Origin of the sequence: Pseudomonas sp. WS 5059, assembly GCF_012985525.1 — a bacterium.
GTDB lineage: Bacteria > Pseudomonadota > Gammaproteobacteria > Pseudomonadales > Pseudomonadaceae > Aquipseudomonas.
Map to the genome: position 1 here is coordinate 277,552 of NZ_JAAQWO010000007.1, position 17,292 is coordinate 294,843.

A 17,292-nucleotide genomic window follows, 5' to 3' on the forward strand; every position below is an offset into this window, starting at 1 on the left:
AGCCGGCAAGCCAACTCCTACAGGGGGTGTTACAGGGTCATCGCGGCAAACCAGCCGAACACCAGCAACGGCAGGTTGTAGTGCAGGAAGGTCGGGACCACGGTGTCCCAGATATGGTGATGCTGGCCGTCAATGTTCAGACCCGAGGTCGGCCCCAGGGTGGAGTCCGACGCTGGAGAGCCGGCGTCGCCCAGGGCCCCGGCGGTGCCGACGATGCAGACGATGGCCAGCGGGCTGAACCCCAGTTGCACACACAGCGGCACAAAAATCGCCGCAAGGATCGGCACGGTGGAGAATGACGAGCCAATGCCCATGGTCACCAGCAGGCCCACCAGCAGCATCAACAACGCCCCCACGCCACGGCTGTGGCCGATGAACGCGGCGGAGGCCTGCACCAGCGTCTGTACCTGGCCGGTTGCCTTGAGCACTTCGGCAAACCCCGAAGACGCGATCATGATGAAGCCGATCATCGCCATCATCTTCATGCCTTCGGTGAACAGGTCATCGGTGTCGCGCCAGCGCACGATGCCCGATACCGAGAAGATCAGGAAACCCGCCAGGGCGCCGATGATCATCGAGTCCAGCCACAACTGGATAATAAAGGCCGAGGCAATGGCCAGCCCGGCCACCAGCAGGGTCAGCGGGTTGTATTGCACCGCCACTTGCTCGACCCGTTCGATTTTCTCCAGGTCATAGACGCGCTTTTTGCGGTAGCTGATAAACACCGCCACCAGCAGGCCGAACACCATGCCCAGCGCCGGGATGCCCATGGCATGGGTGACATTGACCTGGCTGATATCCACCCCGCTCTTGGCAACGTTGGCCAGCAGGATCTGGTTGAGGAAGATGTTGCCGAAGCCCACCGGCAGGAACATGTACGGGGTGATCAGGCCGAAGGTCATGACGCAGGCGATCAGGCGCCGGTCAATCTGCAACTTGGTCAGCACATACAGCAGCGGTGGCACCAGCAACGGGATAAAGGCGATATGGATCGGCAGGATGTTCTGCGAGGCAATCGCTACCGCGCCCAGCAGGCAGATCAGCAGCCATTTGACGTGACTGCCGCCGGTAGCCTCCTGGCGGTCCACCAGCAGCAGGGCCTTGTCCGCCAGGGCGTGGGCCAGGCCGGACTTGGCAATCGCCACGGCGAAAGCACCGAGCAACGCGTAGGACAGCGCCACTGTGGCACCGCCGCCCAGGCCGCTGTTGAACGCGCTGAGCGTCGCGTCGATCCCCAGGCCGCCGGTCAAGCCGCCGACCAGCGCGCCGACGATGATCGCGATGACCACATGCACGCGGGACAGGCTGAGCACGAGCATGGTACCGACCGCGGCGATTACTGCGTTAATCATGGTTACCTCAAGACAGAAACATAAAAACAACACGCGCCGGCGCCCTGGCCAGATGGCGACCACGGCACACGCAGAAAGGGAGTTTTATTAGAGGGCGCGCACTTTGCAGCAGCCGGCGCGTCATGTCAAAGCGCGACGTCGCAAACAGAATTCAATTGATCGTATGAATAAAGAAAAAAACCACGCGGCCGATACAACGGATCATCTCTGTCGTAACGAAAGGTTAAGGATCTCCATGTCGCTCAGGCAGCTGTCCATTCAATGGAAAATCACCCTCCTCGCCGGCCTTTGTCTGTTGGGGATCGTGACCCTGCTGGTGGGTCTGTCGCTGTATCGGATGGACCAGAGCTCACAAAGGGTCCAGACCTCCAGCACGCAGATGCTCAATGTCGCGGCCCAATCGCGCATCGAAGCCCAGGGTGAAGTCCAGGCCCTGGGCATCCGCCAGCAATTTATGGACGCCTATCAGTACGGCCATGGTTTTTCGCGCCAGGTGCTGTTTTTGCGCGAACAGGCCGAGAAGCGCTTTCTCGATGCCTTCGACCTGCGTGAGGACCTGACCCGCCAGGTCAAGGCTGCCCTGCAAGCCAACCCGGACCTGCTGGGCCTGTCCCTGGTCTTTGAAGCCAATGCCCTGGATGGCAAGGATGAGCTGTTCGCCGGCCAGGCGGAGCTGGGCAGCAATGAAAAGGGACGCTTTGCCCTGTACTGGTCGCAGCCGACACCCGGCACGCTGACCTCGATGGCGCTGCCGGAAAGCGATATGTCCGACACCAGCGTCGGCCCCAGCGGCGAAAAGGCCAACACCTGGTTCACCTGCCCGCGCAGCACGCTCAAGCCGTGTGTGATCGAGCCGTACTTCTATGTGATCGACGGGCACAACGTATTGCTGACCAGCATCGTGTTCCCGCTCATGGTCAATGGCAAAGTCATCGCCTCGCTGTCGGTGGACATCAACCTCAACAGCCTGCAGGCCGTCAGCCAGAACGCCAGCCGCAAACTGTATGACGGCCAGACCAACGTCAGCATCATCAGCCCGGTGGGTTTGCTCGCCGGCTACAGCCCGGATGCCAGCAAGCTCAGCCAGCGCCTGGACAGCGTGGATACCGCCAGCGGCGCGCAACTGATCAGCGCCATGGCCAGCAGCACCCAGACCTACAGCCTGCGTACCGATCATCAACTCAAGGTCCTGGCCCCCTTCCAGCCCATTCCCAATGGCAAGTCCTGGGGCGTGTTGCTGGATGTGCCGGAAAAAGTCCTGATCGGCCCCGCGCAAGCCCTCAAGGCCGAGCTGGATGCCGACAACACCAAAGGCACCCTGCTGGAACTGGGCCTGGGCCTGCTCGCCGCCATCGTCGGCTTGCTGTTGGTGTGGCTGATGGCCCGCAGCGTGACCCGGCCGATCCTCGGCGTGGCTCGCATGCTGGAGGATATCGCCAGTGGCGAAGGCGACCTGACCCGGCGCCTGGCCTACGACAAGCGCGATGAGCTGGGCGAGTTGGCCAGTTGGTTCAACCGCTTCCTCGACAAACTGCAACCGATCATTGCCGAGGTCAAACGCTCGGTACAGGACGCGCGCAGCACCGCCGACCAATCGGCGGCAATTGCCAGCCAGACCAGCGCCGGCATGGACCAGCAGTACCGCCAGGTGGATCAGGTGGCCACCGCCTCCCACGAAATGAGCGCCACCGCCCAGGATGTCGCGCGCAGCGCCGCCCAGGCAGCACAAGCCGCCCGCGATGCCGACCAGGCCACCCGCGAAGGCCTGACCGTGATCGACCGCACCACCACCAGCATCGGCCACCTCGCCGCCGACATGAGTACGGCGATGGCCCAAGTCGAAGGCCTGGCGGCCAATAGCGAGCAGATCGGTTCAGTGCTGGAAGTGATCCGCGCGATTGCCGAACAGACCAACCTGTTGGCGCTCAACGCCGCCATCGAAGCCGCCCGCGCCGGTGAGGCCGGGCGCGGTTTTGCGGTGGTGGCGGACGAAGTGCGCAACCTCGCGCGGCGCACCCAGGAATCGGTGGAAGAAACCCGCCAAGTGATCGAACAGTTGCAAAACGGCACCCAGGAAGTGGTGAGTTCCATGAGCAACAGCCATCGCCAGGCCCAGGGCAGTGTCGAGCAGGTGGGCCAGGCCGTCACGGCATTGCGCCAGATCGGCGACGCCGTGACTGTGATCAGCGACATGAACCTGCAGATCGCCAGCGCCGCCGAGCAGCAAAGCGCGGTGGCCGAGGAGATCAACAGCAACGTGGCGACGATTCGCGACGTGACCGAATCGCTGTCGGAACAAGCCAATGAATCGGCGCGGGTCAGCCAGACGCTGAACAGCCTGGCCAATCAGCAACAGGGCTTGATGGACCAGTTCCGAGTCTGATGGCGCCTTAAAATGCGCGGGGCCTGGCGCTGGATGCAACATCCAGCTCACACCCCCACAGCTCCAGCGCCGGTCGGCTCGCGTGTGGCGGGCCGAGCCAGGCACTCAGCCAGTGGCAGCGCTGGTTGAAGCACACTTGATAATCCCCGGCCTCGGGGGCTCGCCCCACACGCAACGGTTGCACAGGCGGTAACTGACGCCGGTAATGCCAACTGCCCTCGCGCAGTTCGGCGCCGTGCGGGATTTCCATGCCTGCCCCGGAACCCTTGACCCGCGCCTCGCCCAACAGCAACCCCTCGGGCGTTATGCGGTAGTCCTCCTCCCAGCGCACTTTCTCAACGGTATGGGTCCAGGCCAGGGTGAAGGCTGGCGTGGGGACTTGTGCCCAGACCGCGCCGGCCAACCCCAGGCACAGGCCGATCACGCAGTGGCCACCTGAGCTCGGCGAGCACGCCAGCAGTGCTGTGCGATCAACAGCACGGCCAGGGCGAAGCCGATTTCATCGCTTAACGGCGTCGCCAGAATCAGGCTGGCACCGGCGGCAAAGCCCAGCATGCGTTCCCACCCACTGAGCCGGGTCTGCAGGTAACCGGTGAACACTGCGCCCCAGATGCCAATGGCCAGCAGCGCCTTGGCCACCACATACAGTGTGGCCAGCAGACTATCGCCCTGGAGCATCAACGCCGGCTCGTACACCGCCATGAACGGCACGACAAACCCGGCCACCGCGATGCGGATCGCCCACAGGCTGATGTTCAGGCCGCTTGCCCGGGCAATCGGCGCCGCCGCGAAACAGGCCAGCGCCACCGGTGGCGTGAGGTCCGCCATGATGCCGAAATAGAACACGAACATGTGCGACACAATCAGCGGCACCCCCAGGTCGAGCAAGGCCGGGGCGGCAATCGAACTGGTGATGATGTAGTTGGGAATGGTCGGGATGCCCATGCCCAGAACCAGGCAAGTGAGCATGGTGAGCAGCAGCGAAAGGAACAGGCTGTCCTGGCCGATGGCAAGGATATAGCCGGCAAAGGTGGAGGCCACCCCGGTCAGCGACACCACGCCGATGATCACCCCCACCAGGGCGCAGGCGATGCCCACCGGCACGGCATGGCGCGCGCCTTCGACCAGCGCATGCAAGCAGAGGCCCAGGGTGTCGCGGCCGCCCTTGATAAACCAGCACACCGCCACCAGCAGCGCCACCACCCCGAACACCATGCCGATACCCAGCCGGAAGAACCCCGCGCAGAGCACGCCCAGGGCAATCCAGAAGGCAAAGCGCATGACCCTGGATGAAACACGCAGGATGATCGCCGAACCAAGAATCACGATGGACGTCAGTGCCAGGCCGACCATGCCCGAGAACAACGGTGTGCGCCCGGAAAACAGCAGGTAGATCAGCACCAACAGCGGTATCAGCAAGTACCAGCGCTGTTTGACCGCCGCCCAGGGGTTGGGGCATTCGCTCTTGGGCAGGCCACACAGGTTGGAGCGCCGGGCTTCCAGGTGAACCATCCAGAACACCGAGCCGAAGTACAGCAAGGCCGGAATCAGCGCGGCCCTGGCCACCTCGAAGAACGGCACGTTGATCGTCTCGGCCATGATAAACGCCACTGCGCCCATGATCGGCGGCATGATCTGGCTGCCCATCGACGAGGTCGCTTCCACGCCGCCGGCAAACGCCGATTTGTAGCCAAAGCGCTTCATCAACGGGATGGTGAACTGGCCGGTAGTGACCACGTTGGCCACGCCCGAACCGGTGATGGTGCCCATCAGTGCCGACGACACCACCGAAACCTTGGCCGGGCCACCGAGCTTGTGGCCGAACAGGCCCATGGCGAAATCGGTGAACAGCTTGATCATCCCGGCCTGTTCAAGGAATGCGCCGAACAGGATGAACAGGAAGATGTAAGTGGCTGAAACATAGGTCGGCGTGCCATACAGCCCCTCGGTGCCAAAGGCCAGTTGGTTGACGATCTGGTCGATGGCGTAGCCACGGTGCATCAAGTCGCCTGGCAGGTACTGGCCGAACAGGCCGTAGGCCAGGAACAGCGCACAGATCAGTGGCAGGGCAATGCCCATCACCCGTCGCGCAGCTTCAAATACCAGCACGATCAGCAGCAGGCCGACGATCATGTCACTGCCAGTCAGGTCGCCGGAGCGTTGAATCAGGTCAGCTTCGAAATACCACTGGTAGAACGCCGTGGCCATCCCGGCCAGCCCCAGCAGCCAGGCCAGCGGTTGCCAGGGCTGGGCCCTGCCCCGCGCCGGAAAACACAGAAACACCACCAGTAACAGGAAGCCCACGTGCACGGCCCGCAGAATCTGGCTGGAAACCGGGTGGAAGGCGGCGGTGATGATCTGGAAGGTGGAAAACAACAGCCCGACATAGAACAGGGCTCGGGGCCAATCCCTGGGATTGGCGGCGAGGCTTTGGTCTTGCTCACTCATGGAGGCACTCCCACATTACAACGTCGATAGGCCAATAAAACCTGGCGTACGGTGTACGCAGGCTTTACTGGCAGCCCTGGCACGTGGTCTACAGGGCGCCCACTTCCCTGTAGAAGCGCTCGGCGCCCGGATGCAGCGGGATCGGCAGGCCCTTGGCCGCGCCTTCGAGCTGGATATCCTTGGCGGCCGAATGGGCATTGCCCAGGCGATCGAGGTTGTCGAACATGAGTTTGGTCATCTGGTAGGCCACGTCATCGGGCACACCGTCATGGCTGACCAGGAGGTTGGTGATGGCCACTGTCGATACATCGCTGGCCTGACCGTCGTAGGTGCCCGCCGGGATCGTGCCGGCCTGGTAGGCCGCGTTGCCGATCTTGGCGATGACATCCGCAGGAATGGCAACGAAGGTGACCGGCAGGGTCGCCGCCAGGTCACGAATCGCCGCCATGCCCAGGCCCGAAGACTGCAGGGTGGCATCCAGCTGGCGGTTCTTGATCAACTCCACAGACTCGGCATAAGGCAGGAACTCGACCTTGGCCATGTCTTCGTAGCGCAGGCCAGCCGCCTTGAAGATTGCGCGGGCGTTGAGCTCGGTGCCGGACTTTGGCGCGCCGACGGAGATGCGCTTGTTTTTCAGGTCGGCCAGGGTGGTGATGCCGGACTCCTGGCTGGCAACGATCTGAATGTAGTTGGGATAGGTACCGGCAACCGCCCGCAGTTTTTGCAGCGGAGCCTTGAAACCGGCGTCCTCTACGCCATTCCAGGCATCGGCTACCGAGTCACCGAGGGCAAAGGCCAGCTCGCCGCGACCGGCTTGCAGCAGGTTGAGGTTTTCCACGGAAGCCTTGGTGGCCTGCACCGAGGTCTTCGACCCTTCGATGCCGTTGCTGTAGAGCTGCGACAGGCCCACGCCAATCGGGTAATACACGCCGCTGGTGCCGCCAGTCAGCACGTTGATAAATGTGGGAGCGGCGAGTGCCGCCGTACTTGCGGCAAAGGCTGCGACAGCAGCAAACACGCACAAACGCTTGGTCATTCGCATGGGAGTCACCTTTTATCGTTCTTATTAGGTGCCGAGCAAGCGAGTGCCCGGCTGACAAGTGCTCTGACAGATACCGTGGGTTGCGAGCGGGGAACCCCGCTCGACGTGGCCAGCCAGGCGGCTGTTATAAGCGAAATAGTCCCAGCCAGGCGTTACAGGAAAAGCCTTGTTGCAAATTCCTACAGATCGGAAGCAAGGTGCCATCAGACCTAGCGTCGGGGCAGCTCGATCAGCACCTTGAGGCCGCCCAGTTCACTCTCGTGCAACTGCAATGTGCCACCCCATACCTCGACGATATCGCGCACGATCCCCAGCCCCAGGCCGTGGCCATCGGTCTGTTCATCCAGGCGGGTGCCGCGGCTGAACACCTGGGTGCGCTGGGCCTCGGGAATCCCCGGCCCGTCATCCTCGACCCGCAACTGAAAACCGTGGGGCGCCTCGTCAATGCTCACCCGCACTTCGGCATCCGCCCATTTGCAGGCGTTGTCCAGCAGGTTGCCCAAGAGCTCCAGCAAGTCCTCGCGGTCCCACGGCAGTTGCAGGCCGGGGCGAACGTGGTAGCTCAGGTCCAGGTGCTCGCCGTGAATCATGTTCAGGGTCGCCAGCAGGCCCGGCAATTCGCTGTCGCAGTCGAACAACGCACCGGGCAGGGTTTCACCGGCAAGGCGCGCGCGATTGAGTTCGCGGTTGAGGCGTTGCTGCACCTGCTGTAATTGCTCGCGCAGCAGCTTGGCCAGTTGCGGCTGGTCCTTGAGCTGCTCGCTGGAGGCCACGCTCAACAGCACCGCCAGGGGGGTTTTCAGGGCATGCCCGAGGTTGCCCAGGGCATTGCGCGAGCGCTTGAGGCTGTCTTCGGTGTGGGCCAGCAGGTGGTTGATCTGCGCCACCAGCGGCTCCAGCTCCACTGGCACTTGGGTGTCCAGTTGTGAGCGTTGGCCTTGTTGCAGTTGCGCAATCTGTTCGCGCGCGGTTTCCAGCGGGCGCAAGGCCCGGCGCACGGTGACCCTTTGCAGGATCAGGATCAGCAGCAACGCCGCCAGCCCGAGGACCAGGCCGACCTGGCGCATCAGGCGGAAACTTTCCCGCACGGGCGTGAAGTCCTGGGCCACGCTGATGGAAATCGACTGGCCGAAACGCTTGTAGTCCGAACGCAGCACCAGCAGTTGCTGGCCTTCCGGGCCCAATTGCAGGTTGCCCTGCAGGCCGGCCTGGGGCAGTTGCGGCAGTTCCTGGTCCCAGAGTGAGCGCGAGCGCCAGTGGTGGTCGCTGAAGTCGATACGGAAATAGTGCCCGGAAAACGGCCGCTGATAGGCCGGTGACAAGCGCTGCTCATCCAGTTGCACGCCGCCAGGGCCGCGCACCAGGGCCACCAGCAGGTTTTCGCTGTCATTGCGCAAACCCGACTCCAGGTAGCGCTGCAAACCCATTTCAAACAGCCACAGGCTGGTTTGTGCCAGCACCAGGCCGACGATCACCATCACGCTGATCAGCCCCAGGCTCAACCGCCGCTGGATCGACCTCACGCGGGGCTGGCGCCAAAGCGATAACCCTGGCCGCGCCGGGTTTCAATCACGCTGCGTCCCAGCTTACGCCGCAGATGGTTGACGTGGACCTCGAGGACATTGGAGTCGCGCTCGGTCTCACCGTCATACAAATGCTCGGCCAGGTGGCTTTTGGAAAGGATCTGTTCGGGATGCAGCATGAAGTAACGCAACAGGCGAAACTCGGCAGCGGTCAGTTGCACCTCGGCACCGTCGCGCATCACGCACTGGCGGCCTTCATCCAGATGCAAGCCTGCCGCCTGCAAGGTCGGCTGGTTGGCCTGGCCATGGGAGCGGCGCAACAACGCCTGGATGCGCAGGTACAGCTCTTGGGGGTGGAACGGCTTGCTCAGGTAATCGTCGGCCCCGGCCTTGAGCCCTTCTATGCGCTCGGCCCAGGAGTCGCGGGCGGTGAGGATCAACACCGGCGTCGCCAGGGCGGCGGCGCGCCATTGGCTCAACACCTCAAGCCCAGGCAGCCCGGGCAGGCCCAGGTCAAGGATGATTAGGTCATAGGGCTCGCTGCGCCCCTGATACACCGCGTCACGCCCGTCCGCCAGCCAATCCACGGCATAACCCTGGGCTTTGAGCCCGGCCAGCAGTTCATCGGCCAACGGTACGTGGTCTTCCACCAGAAGCAGGCGCATCAGTCATCTTCCTCGTCTTTAAGCAGTGCGCCAGTGGTCGCGTCCAGTTTGATTTCCCGGACCACGCCATCGGTGGTCACCAGTTCCACTTCATAGACATAGCTGCCGTGTTTGCTCTCAAGCTCGGCCTCCAGCAACCGGGAGCCGGGATGCCGCGCCATGGCCTGCTGCAACAGTTGTTCAAGGGACAGGATCACCCCCTGCTGGCGCAGTTCCAGAGCTTCATCCTGGTTGAGGTCCCGGGCAGCCACCACCGAGCAAAAGGCCAGGAGCACCAGCGCCAATCGACTGCCGGTGCGTAGATTTACCTTCATTACGTATCCTGATGATCCTTGAGAACTTGCCCGGTGACAGCGTCCAATTCCACATCCCACTCGACGCCTTGGGCATCGCGCAGGTCAACCTGGTAAATATATTTGCCGTATTCCTGCTCCAGTTCGGTTTCATGCACGGTGCCACCTGGATGTTTGGCCAGGGCGGCGGCATTGAGCTTCTCGAAGGACTGGATGGTACCAGCGTCACGCAATTTCAGCGCTTCATCCGGCCCCAGGTCCCGCGCCTGGGCCAGGCCGGTGGTCAGGGCGATGATACTGGCGGCGACAATTGCTGTGAGGTTTTTCATGACAAGTCTCCATTTCACAATGTTTTACCTACGGCCCCCACAGTACGACGCGCAACTTAACTGAAACTGAATTGCCACTATGGCAATTGTCCCACAACACCTTGCCAGCCCCCTGGGGAAATTTCCTATACTGCCCTGCTCGCCTGCACAGAGATCGGTATGACGGCCATCCACATCAAGTTCCCAGCCCTGACGCTCAAGGCTGGCCAGCGCGCCTTTACACGCATTCGCGAGCACGGCCTCAAACCTCAAGACGTGGGGATTCTGCCCGGCGCGGCCGGGGGCCCCAAGGCCTTGGGCATTCAGGGCCTGGACCTGGCGTTGTTCGGTGACTGGCTGGCACGCGCGCCCCGCGAGCGCGCGCTGATTGGCGCATCGATCGGCTCCTGGCGCTTTGCCAGTGCCTGCCTGCCCGACCCGGTACAAGGCTTGCTCGACCTCGGTCGCCTGTACAACGAGCAACGTTTTGCCAAGGGCGTGACCATGGCCGAGGTCAGCCAGAGCTGCCAGCGCATGCTCGATGACTTGCTGGCCGGGCGCGATGCAACGCTGCTGGATAACCCGCACTATCGCCTGAATATCGTGGTGGTCAAAAGCCATGGCCTGCTCGCCGATGACCACCGTGGGCGCCTGGGCCTGGGCCTGTCTTCGGTGATCGCCGACAACCTGCGCGGCCGTGCGCGACTGTCGCGGCACTTTGAGCGGCTGATCATCCACGACCCGCGCCAGGCCCCACCGCTGCACCCACTCAAGGATTTCCCGTCGCGCTTCCTCGACCTGGAACTGGGCAACCTGCGCCAGGCCTTGCTGGCGTCCGGCTCGATCCCCATGGTGATGCAAGGCGTGCGCGACTTGCCGGGCGCCGGGGCCGGCACCTATCGCGATGGCGGCCTGCTGGACTACCACCTCGACCTGCCCTACCACGGTGATGACATTGTGCTGTACCCGCACTTCACCGACAGAGTCATCCCCGGCTGGTTCGACAAGAGCCTGCCGTGGCGGCGCAGCAGTCCGCAGGGTTTGCGCGATGTATTGCTGGTGGCCCCTTCACGGGACTACCTGGCCCGCCTGCCCTACGGCAAATTGCCGGATCGCAGCGACTTCAAGCGCTTTATGGGGGACGACACCCGGCGTAATCAGTACTGGCAAACCGCGATGAATGAGAGCCAGCGGCTGGGCGATGAATTCCTTGAACTGGCCGATAGCGGTCGATTGGGTGAGCGTTTGATTGCACTCTAAGCATCGGCCACTGTTTTTTTCGCAAAAAATTATTGTAGTTCGATAATTATTCATGGATTATTCTTCCATCAACCCCGTATGGATCAACCCATGAGCAATCACCTGCATACCGTCTCCACCAACACCCGGCTGCGGTCCATAGGCGCGTTTGCCGCACTGTTGGCGTGGTCGGTCGCGCTGATCGAATTCGGCGCGCCGATTTTGTACTGGATCTTCGACTATCCCACCGCCCTGGCAGAGTATCTCAATGCCTACGGCGAGCAGATGCCTTCGCTGTTAGCCCCTGGCTACCAACCGGCCCCCTGGATCATGGGCCTGGTCCTGGCCCTGGAAATGCTGCCGATCAGCCTTACAGTGCTGGCGCTGGTGCTGACCGGGATCTTTTTCATGCGCCTTTCCAAGGGGCACATCTGGACCGAGGCCAATATCAAGATCCTGTGGTGGATGGGCCTCCTATTCATTGCTACCCCGCTGCTTGCACCGGTTGTTTCCACCCTGCAAGGCTTGGCCCTGGCGATTGAAATGCCGCCTGGCGAGCGCACATTCAGCCTCAGTGTGGGTGTATCATCCGCAGCCATCTATGCAATCATACAAGGCATCTTTCTGTGCGCATTCTCATTGATAGTGGCCGAATCAAAAGTTATCGACGATGAAAACAAAAGCATCATCTAACCCATGACAATCATTATTCGACTGGACGTCATGATGGCGAAGAAAAAGATTCGCTCCAACCAACTGGCAGATGCCATTGGGATTACCGAAGCCAATCTGTCGCTATTGAAAAATGGAAAGATCAAAGGCTTCAAACTCGAAACCCTGAACAAGCTGTGTATCGCCCTGGATTGCCAGCCAGGCGACTTGCTGGAGTTCGAGAGCGAAGACGCCTAGCTCTGGAATGGGCTGCCTGGCTTGCGGGCAACCCTGTAAGATACTGATCAATTTAACGCGGACCTCCCCCCCTATGACACCCATAAAGTTCCTGGGCCTCTTCACTATCGCCCTGATTACTGGCTGTAGTAACAGCAGTTACGACCCTTCCTCGTTCAAGTTTTATGAACCAGGCACCCAGTTCGGCAACCGCTACGGTTCATCTTTCTGGTTGAATACTCCCTGCCCTAAACGTGGTTGCGATAACAACAAGTTGTTCTTCAATCCAGCCCATCAAGAAACAACTTTGGAAAGATACAACCATGCATTCTAATCGCAAAAAACTGTATAGCCTTGGCATGTTCCTGCTTCTGGCGGCCGGCCACGCAAACGCGCAGGACTTGCCCAATCTCTCGCTTCTCACTCGCTATGGCGTCACCGAAGACCAGTTGCCGGCAGCCCCCACCGACCTGGCACTGAACACCGAGCCGACGAAAAGCCGCTTTGAAATACAGCCCGAACGGCCATTGATCCGGGTGGAGAAAAACGGCGACCTGGTGTCCGAAACCACCGGCAATATCAGCATTGATAATGCAGCCGCCCAAGGCCAGGTGCAGTGTGCTCGTGCGCACGCAGAACTGGAGCGCCGCGGGTCGCAGAGTTCATTGGCCTGCGGGGATGGGGTCAAGGTCAGTACTACGTTATGGTCCCAGGAATAACCATGCTTTACACACGCCGCCAGGTCGCCCGATAAACAGGTTAGAATGCGCGCCACGTCGGTCGCCTGGGCCCATCAAGCGCTCACCCGACCCTGACAATCGCACACCGCCCTAGAAACTCCTGCCTTACAGGTCATACCGTGGAAATTTTCAAAGAGTTCACCTTCGAGTCCGCCCACCGCTTGCCTCACGTCCCCGAAGGCCATAAATGCGGGCGCCTGCATGGTCACTCCTTCAAGGTGGCCATCCACCTGAGCGGCGACCTTGACCCGCATACCGGCTGGATCCGTGATTTCTCGGAGATCAAGGCGATTTTCAAGCCGCTCTATGAGCGCCTCGACCACAACTACCTCAACGACATCCCCGGCCTGGAAAACCCTACCAGCGAAGTGCTGGCCAAGTGGATCTGGAATGAGTTGAAGCCGTTGTTGCCGGAACTCAGCGCTATTCGCATCCATGAGACCTGCACCAGTGGCTGTATTTATCGCGGTGAGTAATTCGCTGCTGTGCTCGGTGGCAACAGCGATTAAAACCAGGCCTTGAAGTACACCAAGCAAGCCCACCATGGCATCAGGCTTTGAAACCACCGACGTTGGTTTCTTCAGACTCGACGACCTGCCACCGCTATCACGCGGGCGCACCATCGAGAGTGATCTTGCAGCAGCCTTCGCCTTTCACCGCGGCGAAATCAGCCAGACCCTGTTCGACTGACACCCTGGCACGGTGATCCAACTTGTATCACCGCTGCACCGCTTTTGTGCCTGGCTGGGCCTAACCAACAAGCAATCCCAGCCTCCTGCCCTTCCCCGCGCCCGAATACTGTGCAACCTGCACAGCCCCCACTTGGCACGGGCGCTGCAACAAGCCCTGGGTCACTCACAGGGGAACGGCACATGACGCAGAACGAACCGGGCAACGATTACCCTCTCAGCGAAGTGCCCATGCATGCACGCAAGGGCCTTGGCTCCACGGCCATGGTGTTGCTGGGCTTCACTTTTTTTACCGCAACCATGTTTGCTGGCGGCAAGCTGGGGGTGGCCTTCAGTTTTACCCAGATGCTCGGTGTCGTGGCCCTGGGTAACCTGCTATTGGGTATCTACGCCGCAGGCCTGGGTTATATCGCCTTCAAGAGCGGCTTGAACTCGGTGCTGATGGGGCGTTTCTGCTTTGGCGAAGTGGGTAGCAAGTTAAGTGACCTGATCCTGGGGTTCACCCAGATTGGCTGGTACGCCTGGGGTACCGCCACGGCGGCCGTGGTACTGGGCAAATATTTCGAATTGGGCCAGGGCAGCGTACTGGCACTGATGGTGCTGTTCGGCCTGGTGTTCTGCGCCACGGCCTACGTGGGCTACCGGGGGCTGGAAATCCTCTCCTACATTGCCGTCCCGGCCATGGGCCTGCTGCTGTTGCTGTCGATGTGGGTGGCCACCGTAAAAGTCGGCGGGCTGCAAGGTTTGCTCGCGGTGGTGCCCAGCGCGGAGCTGGATCTGTCTACGGCCATTACCCTGGTGTTCGGCACCTTTGTCAGCGGTGCTACCCAGGCCACCAATTGGACGCGCTTTTCCCGCTCGGCCAAGGTCGCGGTACTGGCCAGCCTGATCGGTTTTTTTGTCGGCAACGGCCTGATGGTGCTGATCGGTGCCTACGGCGCCATCGTCTATCAGCAACCGGATGTGGTGGAAGTATTGCTGCTGCAAGGTTTCGCCATGGCGGCGATGGCCATGCTGCTGCTCAATATCTGGAGCACCCAGGACAACACCATCTACAATTTCGCCGTCGCCGGCTGCAACCTGCTGCGCACCAAACGCCGCAAGACCGTAACCCTGGTCGGCGCCGTGATCGGCACCCTGCTCGCCTTGCTGGGCATGTACGACATGCTGGTGCCCTACCTGATTCTATTGGGCACAGTGATACCACCGATTGGCGGGGTGATCATGGCCGACTTCTTCTATCGCTACCGCGGTCACTATCCACGGCTGGCAGACGTGCGCTTGCCGGCCTTCAATTGGCCGGGGCTGATTGCCTATGCAGTGGGTACGGTGCTGGCGTTCAGCTCGCCATGGGTCGCGCCCCTGGTGGGGATTATCGCGGCAGCCGCTACCTACATTGCACTCACTGCCGCCCTACGGGTGCGCGTACCATTGGCTGACATCCAGGCATGAGCCTGAGAGCCCCGACACTCCAATGACCGTCGGACATCGGCGTCGCGCTGATGATCTGGCGGCTGTCTGCCTGATTGCTGTTTGCCCAAGAGGAACTTGCCCATGCATATCATCAACGCCCGCCTGCGCAACCGTGAAGGCCTGCATGATCTGCACCTGGAACATGGCCGGATCGCCAGCATTACCCCACAAACCGTCACGCCGCCCCTGGGGCCGGACGACCTGGATGCCGCTGGCAACCTGGTAGTGCCACCGTTTGTCGAGCCGCATATCCACCTCGACGCCACCCTCACTGCCGGCGAGCCGCGCTGGAACATGAGCGGCACGCTGTTCGAAGGGATCGAGTGCTGGGGCGAGCGCAAGGCCACCATCACCCAGGCCGACACCAAGACCCGTGCCAAGCAGACCATCCAGGCCCTGGCAGCCCATGGTATCCAGCATGTGCGCACCCACGTCGACGTCACCGATCCGGACCTGACGGCGCTCAAGGCCATGCTCGAAGTGCGCCAGGAGAGTGGCCACCTGATCGACCTGCAGATCGTGGCGTTTCCCCAGGAAGGCATCGAGTCCTACCGCAATGGCCGCGAACTGATGGAAGAAGCCATTCGCCTGGGCGCCGATGTGGTGGGCGGCATTCCCCATTTTGAGTACACCCGCGACCAAGGGGTCAGCTCGGTCAAATTCCTCATGGACCTGGCCGAACGTACGGGCTGCCTGGTGGACGTGCATTGCGATGAAACCGACGACCCGCATTCGCGCTTTCTCGAAGTGCTGGCCGAAGAAGCGCGCAGCCGCGACATGGGTAGCCGGGTCACGGCCAGCCACACCACGGCCATGGGCTCCTACGACAATGCCTACTGCGCCAAGCTGTTTCGTCTGCTGGGGCATTCTGGCATCAGCTTTGTGTCCTGCCCCACCGAAAGCATTCACTTGCAGGGCCGCTTCGACAACTTCCCGAAACGCCGGGGCGTGACCCGGGTCAACGAGCTGTTGGAAGCCGGCATGAACGTGTGCTTCGGCCAGGACTCCATCGTCGATCCGTGGTACCCACTGGGCAACGGCAATATCCTGCGAGTGCTCGAAGCCGGGCTGCATATCTGCCATATGCTCGGCTACAGCAACCTGCAAAAAGCCCTGGATCTCGTCACTGACAACAGTGCCCAAGCCATGGCCCTGGGCGACCGCTACGGCCTGGAACCCGGGCGGCCGGCCAACCTGCTGATCCTGTCGGCAAACAGCGACTATGAAGTGATTCGCAGCCAGGGCCTGGCGCTGTATTCGATCCGTAATGGCAAGGTGCTGATCAAGCGCCAGCCTGCGCAGGTCGAGTTTATGTAGGTCAGCCCCATTCGCACGCTATCGCCGACACCGCACACCACCTGCACCATTGGTGTGCATGACCCTGGCAAAAACAGCCACTCGCCCTACACTCCTAGTTCCCCTGGATGGACGTTTTCATCAGGCCGAAGTCCGTGCGCAGTCGAGCAAACGCCGTCCTCATTTTCTCGGAGGATGCACCATGAAGCCCCTTGCCCCGCAAAGTCCCGTTGAAACGCTTTATCGCGAAGGCCGCAAAACGTTCATTGAGCTGGTACCTGATGGCGGCGCACGCCTGGATGCGTTGTTCCATACCGCACCGGCCCTGGGCGAATTGGCGGTCGGCGTGGTGTATGGCTATCTGCATGATCGCCCGGGCCTCGATCCGCGCCTGCAGGAAGCGGCGATTTTTGCCGCGATCGTCGCCGCCGGCATGGTCGGCCCACCGTTGAGCGTGCACTTCAAGACCAGCCTGGCCCAAGGCTTGGCGCCTGGGGAGTTGACCGAACTGCTGCTGGTCGCCTCGGCCTTTACCGGCTTCCCGCGCGCCGTCGCCACCGCCGATCAACTCAACCTGCTGTTCGCCGGGGCCAACCTGCCCTCGCCACCACCACCGACACCCCGCGCCGTGGCGCTAGCGTTTTGCGACAGTGTGCGCCGCGGCCACCCCTCATTCCCGGTGGACGCCCAGGCTCGCAAGCTGCTGCGCAAACCCCATAAGCTATCGCTGCAAGCCACGGCTGCGGACCGAGTAATGGTAGAGAGCTACATCGGCCAGGAAACGACGCCCCGTGGCACGGTCGTGGTGCGCGTCGACGGCGCCGACGTCGTGCAAGTCAGGGCGTATCTGCCGGCAACCACCTGACCCGAAGGCCAGCAGTATCCGCTGCTGCTGCAGGAAAGTTCGCGATCGCCAAGGGAACCTGGCTCGCTCCACAGGGCCTGATGTGCAA

At 61.7% G+C, this 17,292-nt stretch carries 17 protein-coding genes and 1 pseudogene; 10 read left to right on the forward strand and 8 right to left on the reverse strand.

The window, feature by feature from the left end:
* Window positions 1–29: 29 nt before the first annotated feature.
* The gene (locus tag HBO12_RS21795) at window positions 30–1,349 is read right to left on the reverse strand and encodes a Na+/H+ antiporter family protein (RefSeq protein ID WP_166647879.1); all 1,320 of its coding nucleotides are present in this window, start codon (window positions 1,347–1,349) and stop codon (window positions 30–32) included.
* A gap of 238 nt (window positions 1,350–1,587) precedes the next feature.
* On the opposite strand from HBO12_RS21795, the gene HBO12_RS21800 reads away from it, so the two are divergent.
* A complete protein-coding gene (locus tag HBO12_RS21800; RefSeq protein WP_170043184.1) occupies window positions 1,588–3,735 on the forward strand; it encodes a methyl-accepting chemotaxis protein in 2,148 nt (715 codons plus the stop codon).
* Window positions 3,736–3,742: 7 nt separating this feature from the next.
* Here the strand turns inward: HBO12_RS21800 and HBO12_RS21805 are convergent, their stop codons facing one another.
* From HBO12_RS21805 to HBO12_RS21835, 7 genes are all read right to left on the reverse strand, one after another.
* Window positions 3,743–4,159, reverse strand: a complete 417-nt coding sequence (locus tag HBO12_RS21805) for a DUF1850 domain-containing protein (RefSeq protein WP_169957033.1) — start codon at window positions 4,157–4,159, stop codon at window positions 3,743–3,745.
* On the reverse strand, window positions 4,156–6,183 hold the full coding sequence (locus HBO12_RS21810) for a TRAP transporter permease (RefSeq protein WP_170043185.1): 2,028 nt from the start codon (window positions 6,181–6,183) through the stop codon (window positions 4,156–4,158). Before HBO12_RS21810 ends, HBO12_RS21805 begins: the two co-directional genes overlap by 4 nt.
* A gap of 88 nt (window positions 6,184–6,271) precedes the next feature.
* Entirely contained in the window at window positions 6,272–7,225 is a 954-nt protein-coding gene (locus HBO12_RS21815; protein WP_170043186.1) for a TAXI family TRAP transporter solute-binding subunit, read from the reverse strand.
* 209 nt (window positions 7,226–7,434) lie between these two features.
* A complete protein-coding gene (locus HBO12_RS21820; RefSeq protein ID WP_170043187.1) occupies window positions 7,435–8,748 on the reverse strand; it encodes an ATP-binding protein in 1,314 nt (437 codons plus the stop codon).
* Entirely contained in the window at window positions 8,745–9,413 is a 669-nt protein-coding gene (locus tag HBO12_RS21825; protein ID WP_169957029.1) for a response regulator transcription factor, read from the reverse strand. The genes HBO12_RS21820 and HBO12_RS21825 overlap by 4 nt, the downstream gene beginning before the upstream one ends.
* The gene (locus tag HBO12_RS21830) at window positions 9,413–9,727 is read right to left on the reverse strand and encodes a PepSY domain-containing protein (protein ID WP_169957028.1); all 315 of its coding nucleotides are present in this window, start codon (window positions 9,725–9,727) and stop codon (window positions 9,413–9,415) included. The genes HBO12_RS21825 and HBO12_RS21830 overlap by 1 nt, the downstream gene beginning before the upstream one ends.
* Window positions 9,727–10,035 (reverse strand): PepSY domain-containing protein, encoded by a 309-nt coding sequence (locus HBO12_RS21835; protein ID WP_169957027.1) that lies wholly within the window; start codon window positions 10,033–10,035, stop codon window positions 9,727–9,729. The genes HBO12_RS21830 and HBO12_RS21835 overlap by 1 nt, the downstream gene beginning before the upstream one ends.
* A 159-nt stretch (window positions 10,036–10,194) precedes the next feature.
* Between HBO12_RS21835 and HBO12_RS21840 the strand changes: the two genes are divergently transcribed.
* From HBO12_RS21840 to HBO12_RS21880, 9 genes and pseudogenes are all read left to right on the forward strand, one after another.
* Window positions 10,195–11,274 (forward strand): patatin-like phospholipase family protein, encoded by a 1,080-nt coding sequence (locus HBO12_RS21840; RefSeq protein WP_170043188.1) that lies wholly within the window; start codon window positions 10,195–10,197, stop codon window positions 11,272–11,274.
* Window positions 11,275–11,364: 90 nt separating this feature from the next.
* Window positions 11,365–11,946: a hypothetical protein gene (locus HBO12_RS21845; protein ID WP_170043189.1), complete on the forward strand. Its 582-nt coding sequence runs from the start codon at window positions 11,365–11,367 to the stop codon at window positions 11,944–11,946.
* 3 nt (window positions 11,947–11,949) lie between these two features.
* Entirely contained in the window at window positions 11,950–12,162 is a 213-nt protein-coding gene (locus HBO12_RS21850) for a helix-turn-helix domain-containing protein (RefSeq protein ID WP_169957024.1), read from the forward strand.
* Between the two features lie 302 nt (window positions 12,163–12,464).
* Window positions 12,465–12,860 carry a hypothetical protein gene (locus tag HBO12_RS21855; protein ID WP_169957023.1) on the forward strand — a complete coding sequence of 132 codons (396 nt, stop codon included), beginning with the start codon at window positions 12,465–12,467 and terminating at the stop codon, window positions 12,858–12,860.
* Between the two features lie 140 nt (window positions 12,861–13,000).
* Window positions 13,001–13,357, forward strand: a complete 357-nt coding sequence (gene queD / locus HBO12_RS21860; RefSeq protein WP_003190259.1) for a 6-carboxytetrahydropterin synthase QueD — start codon at window positions 13,001–13,003, stop codon at window positions 13,355–13,357.
* A gap of 73 nt (window positions 13,358–13,430) precedes the next feature.
* Window positions 13,431–13,571: pseudogene (locus tag HBO12_RS21865) on the forward strand (NUDIX hydrolase); the annotation flags it as partial.
* Window positions 13,572–13,753: 182 nt separating this feature from the next.
* Window positions 13,754–15,022: a cytosine permease gene (codB, locus tag HBO12_RS21870; RefSeq protein WP_170043190.1), complete on the forward strand. Its 1,269-nt coding sequence runs from the start codon at window positions 13,754–13,756 to the stop codon at window positions 15,020–15,022.
* A gap of 102 nt (window positions 15,023–15,124) precedes the next feature.
* Entirely contained in the window at window positions 15,125–16,360 is a 1,236-nt protein-coding gene (gene codA / locus HBO12_RS21875; RefSeq protein WP_169957021.1) for a cytosine deaminase, read from the forward strand.
* Between the two features lie 181 nt (window positions 16,361–16,541).
* Window positions 16,542–17,204: a carboxymuconolactone decarboxylase family protein gene (locus HBO12_RS21880; RefSeq protein WP_170043191.1), complete on the forward strand. Its 663-nt coding sequence runs from the start codon at window positions 16,542–16,544 to the stop codon at window positions 17,202–17,204.
* The last annotated feature ends 88 nt before the right edge of the window (window positions 17,205–17,292 follow it).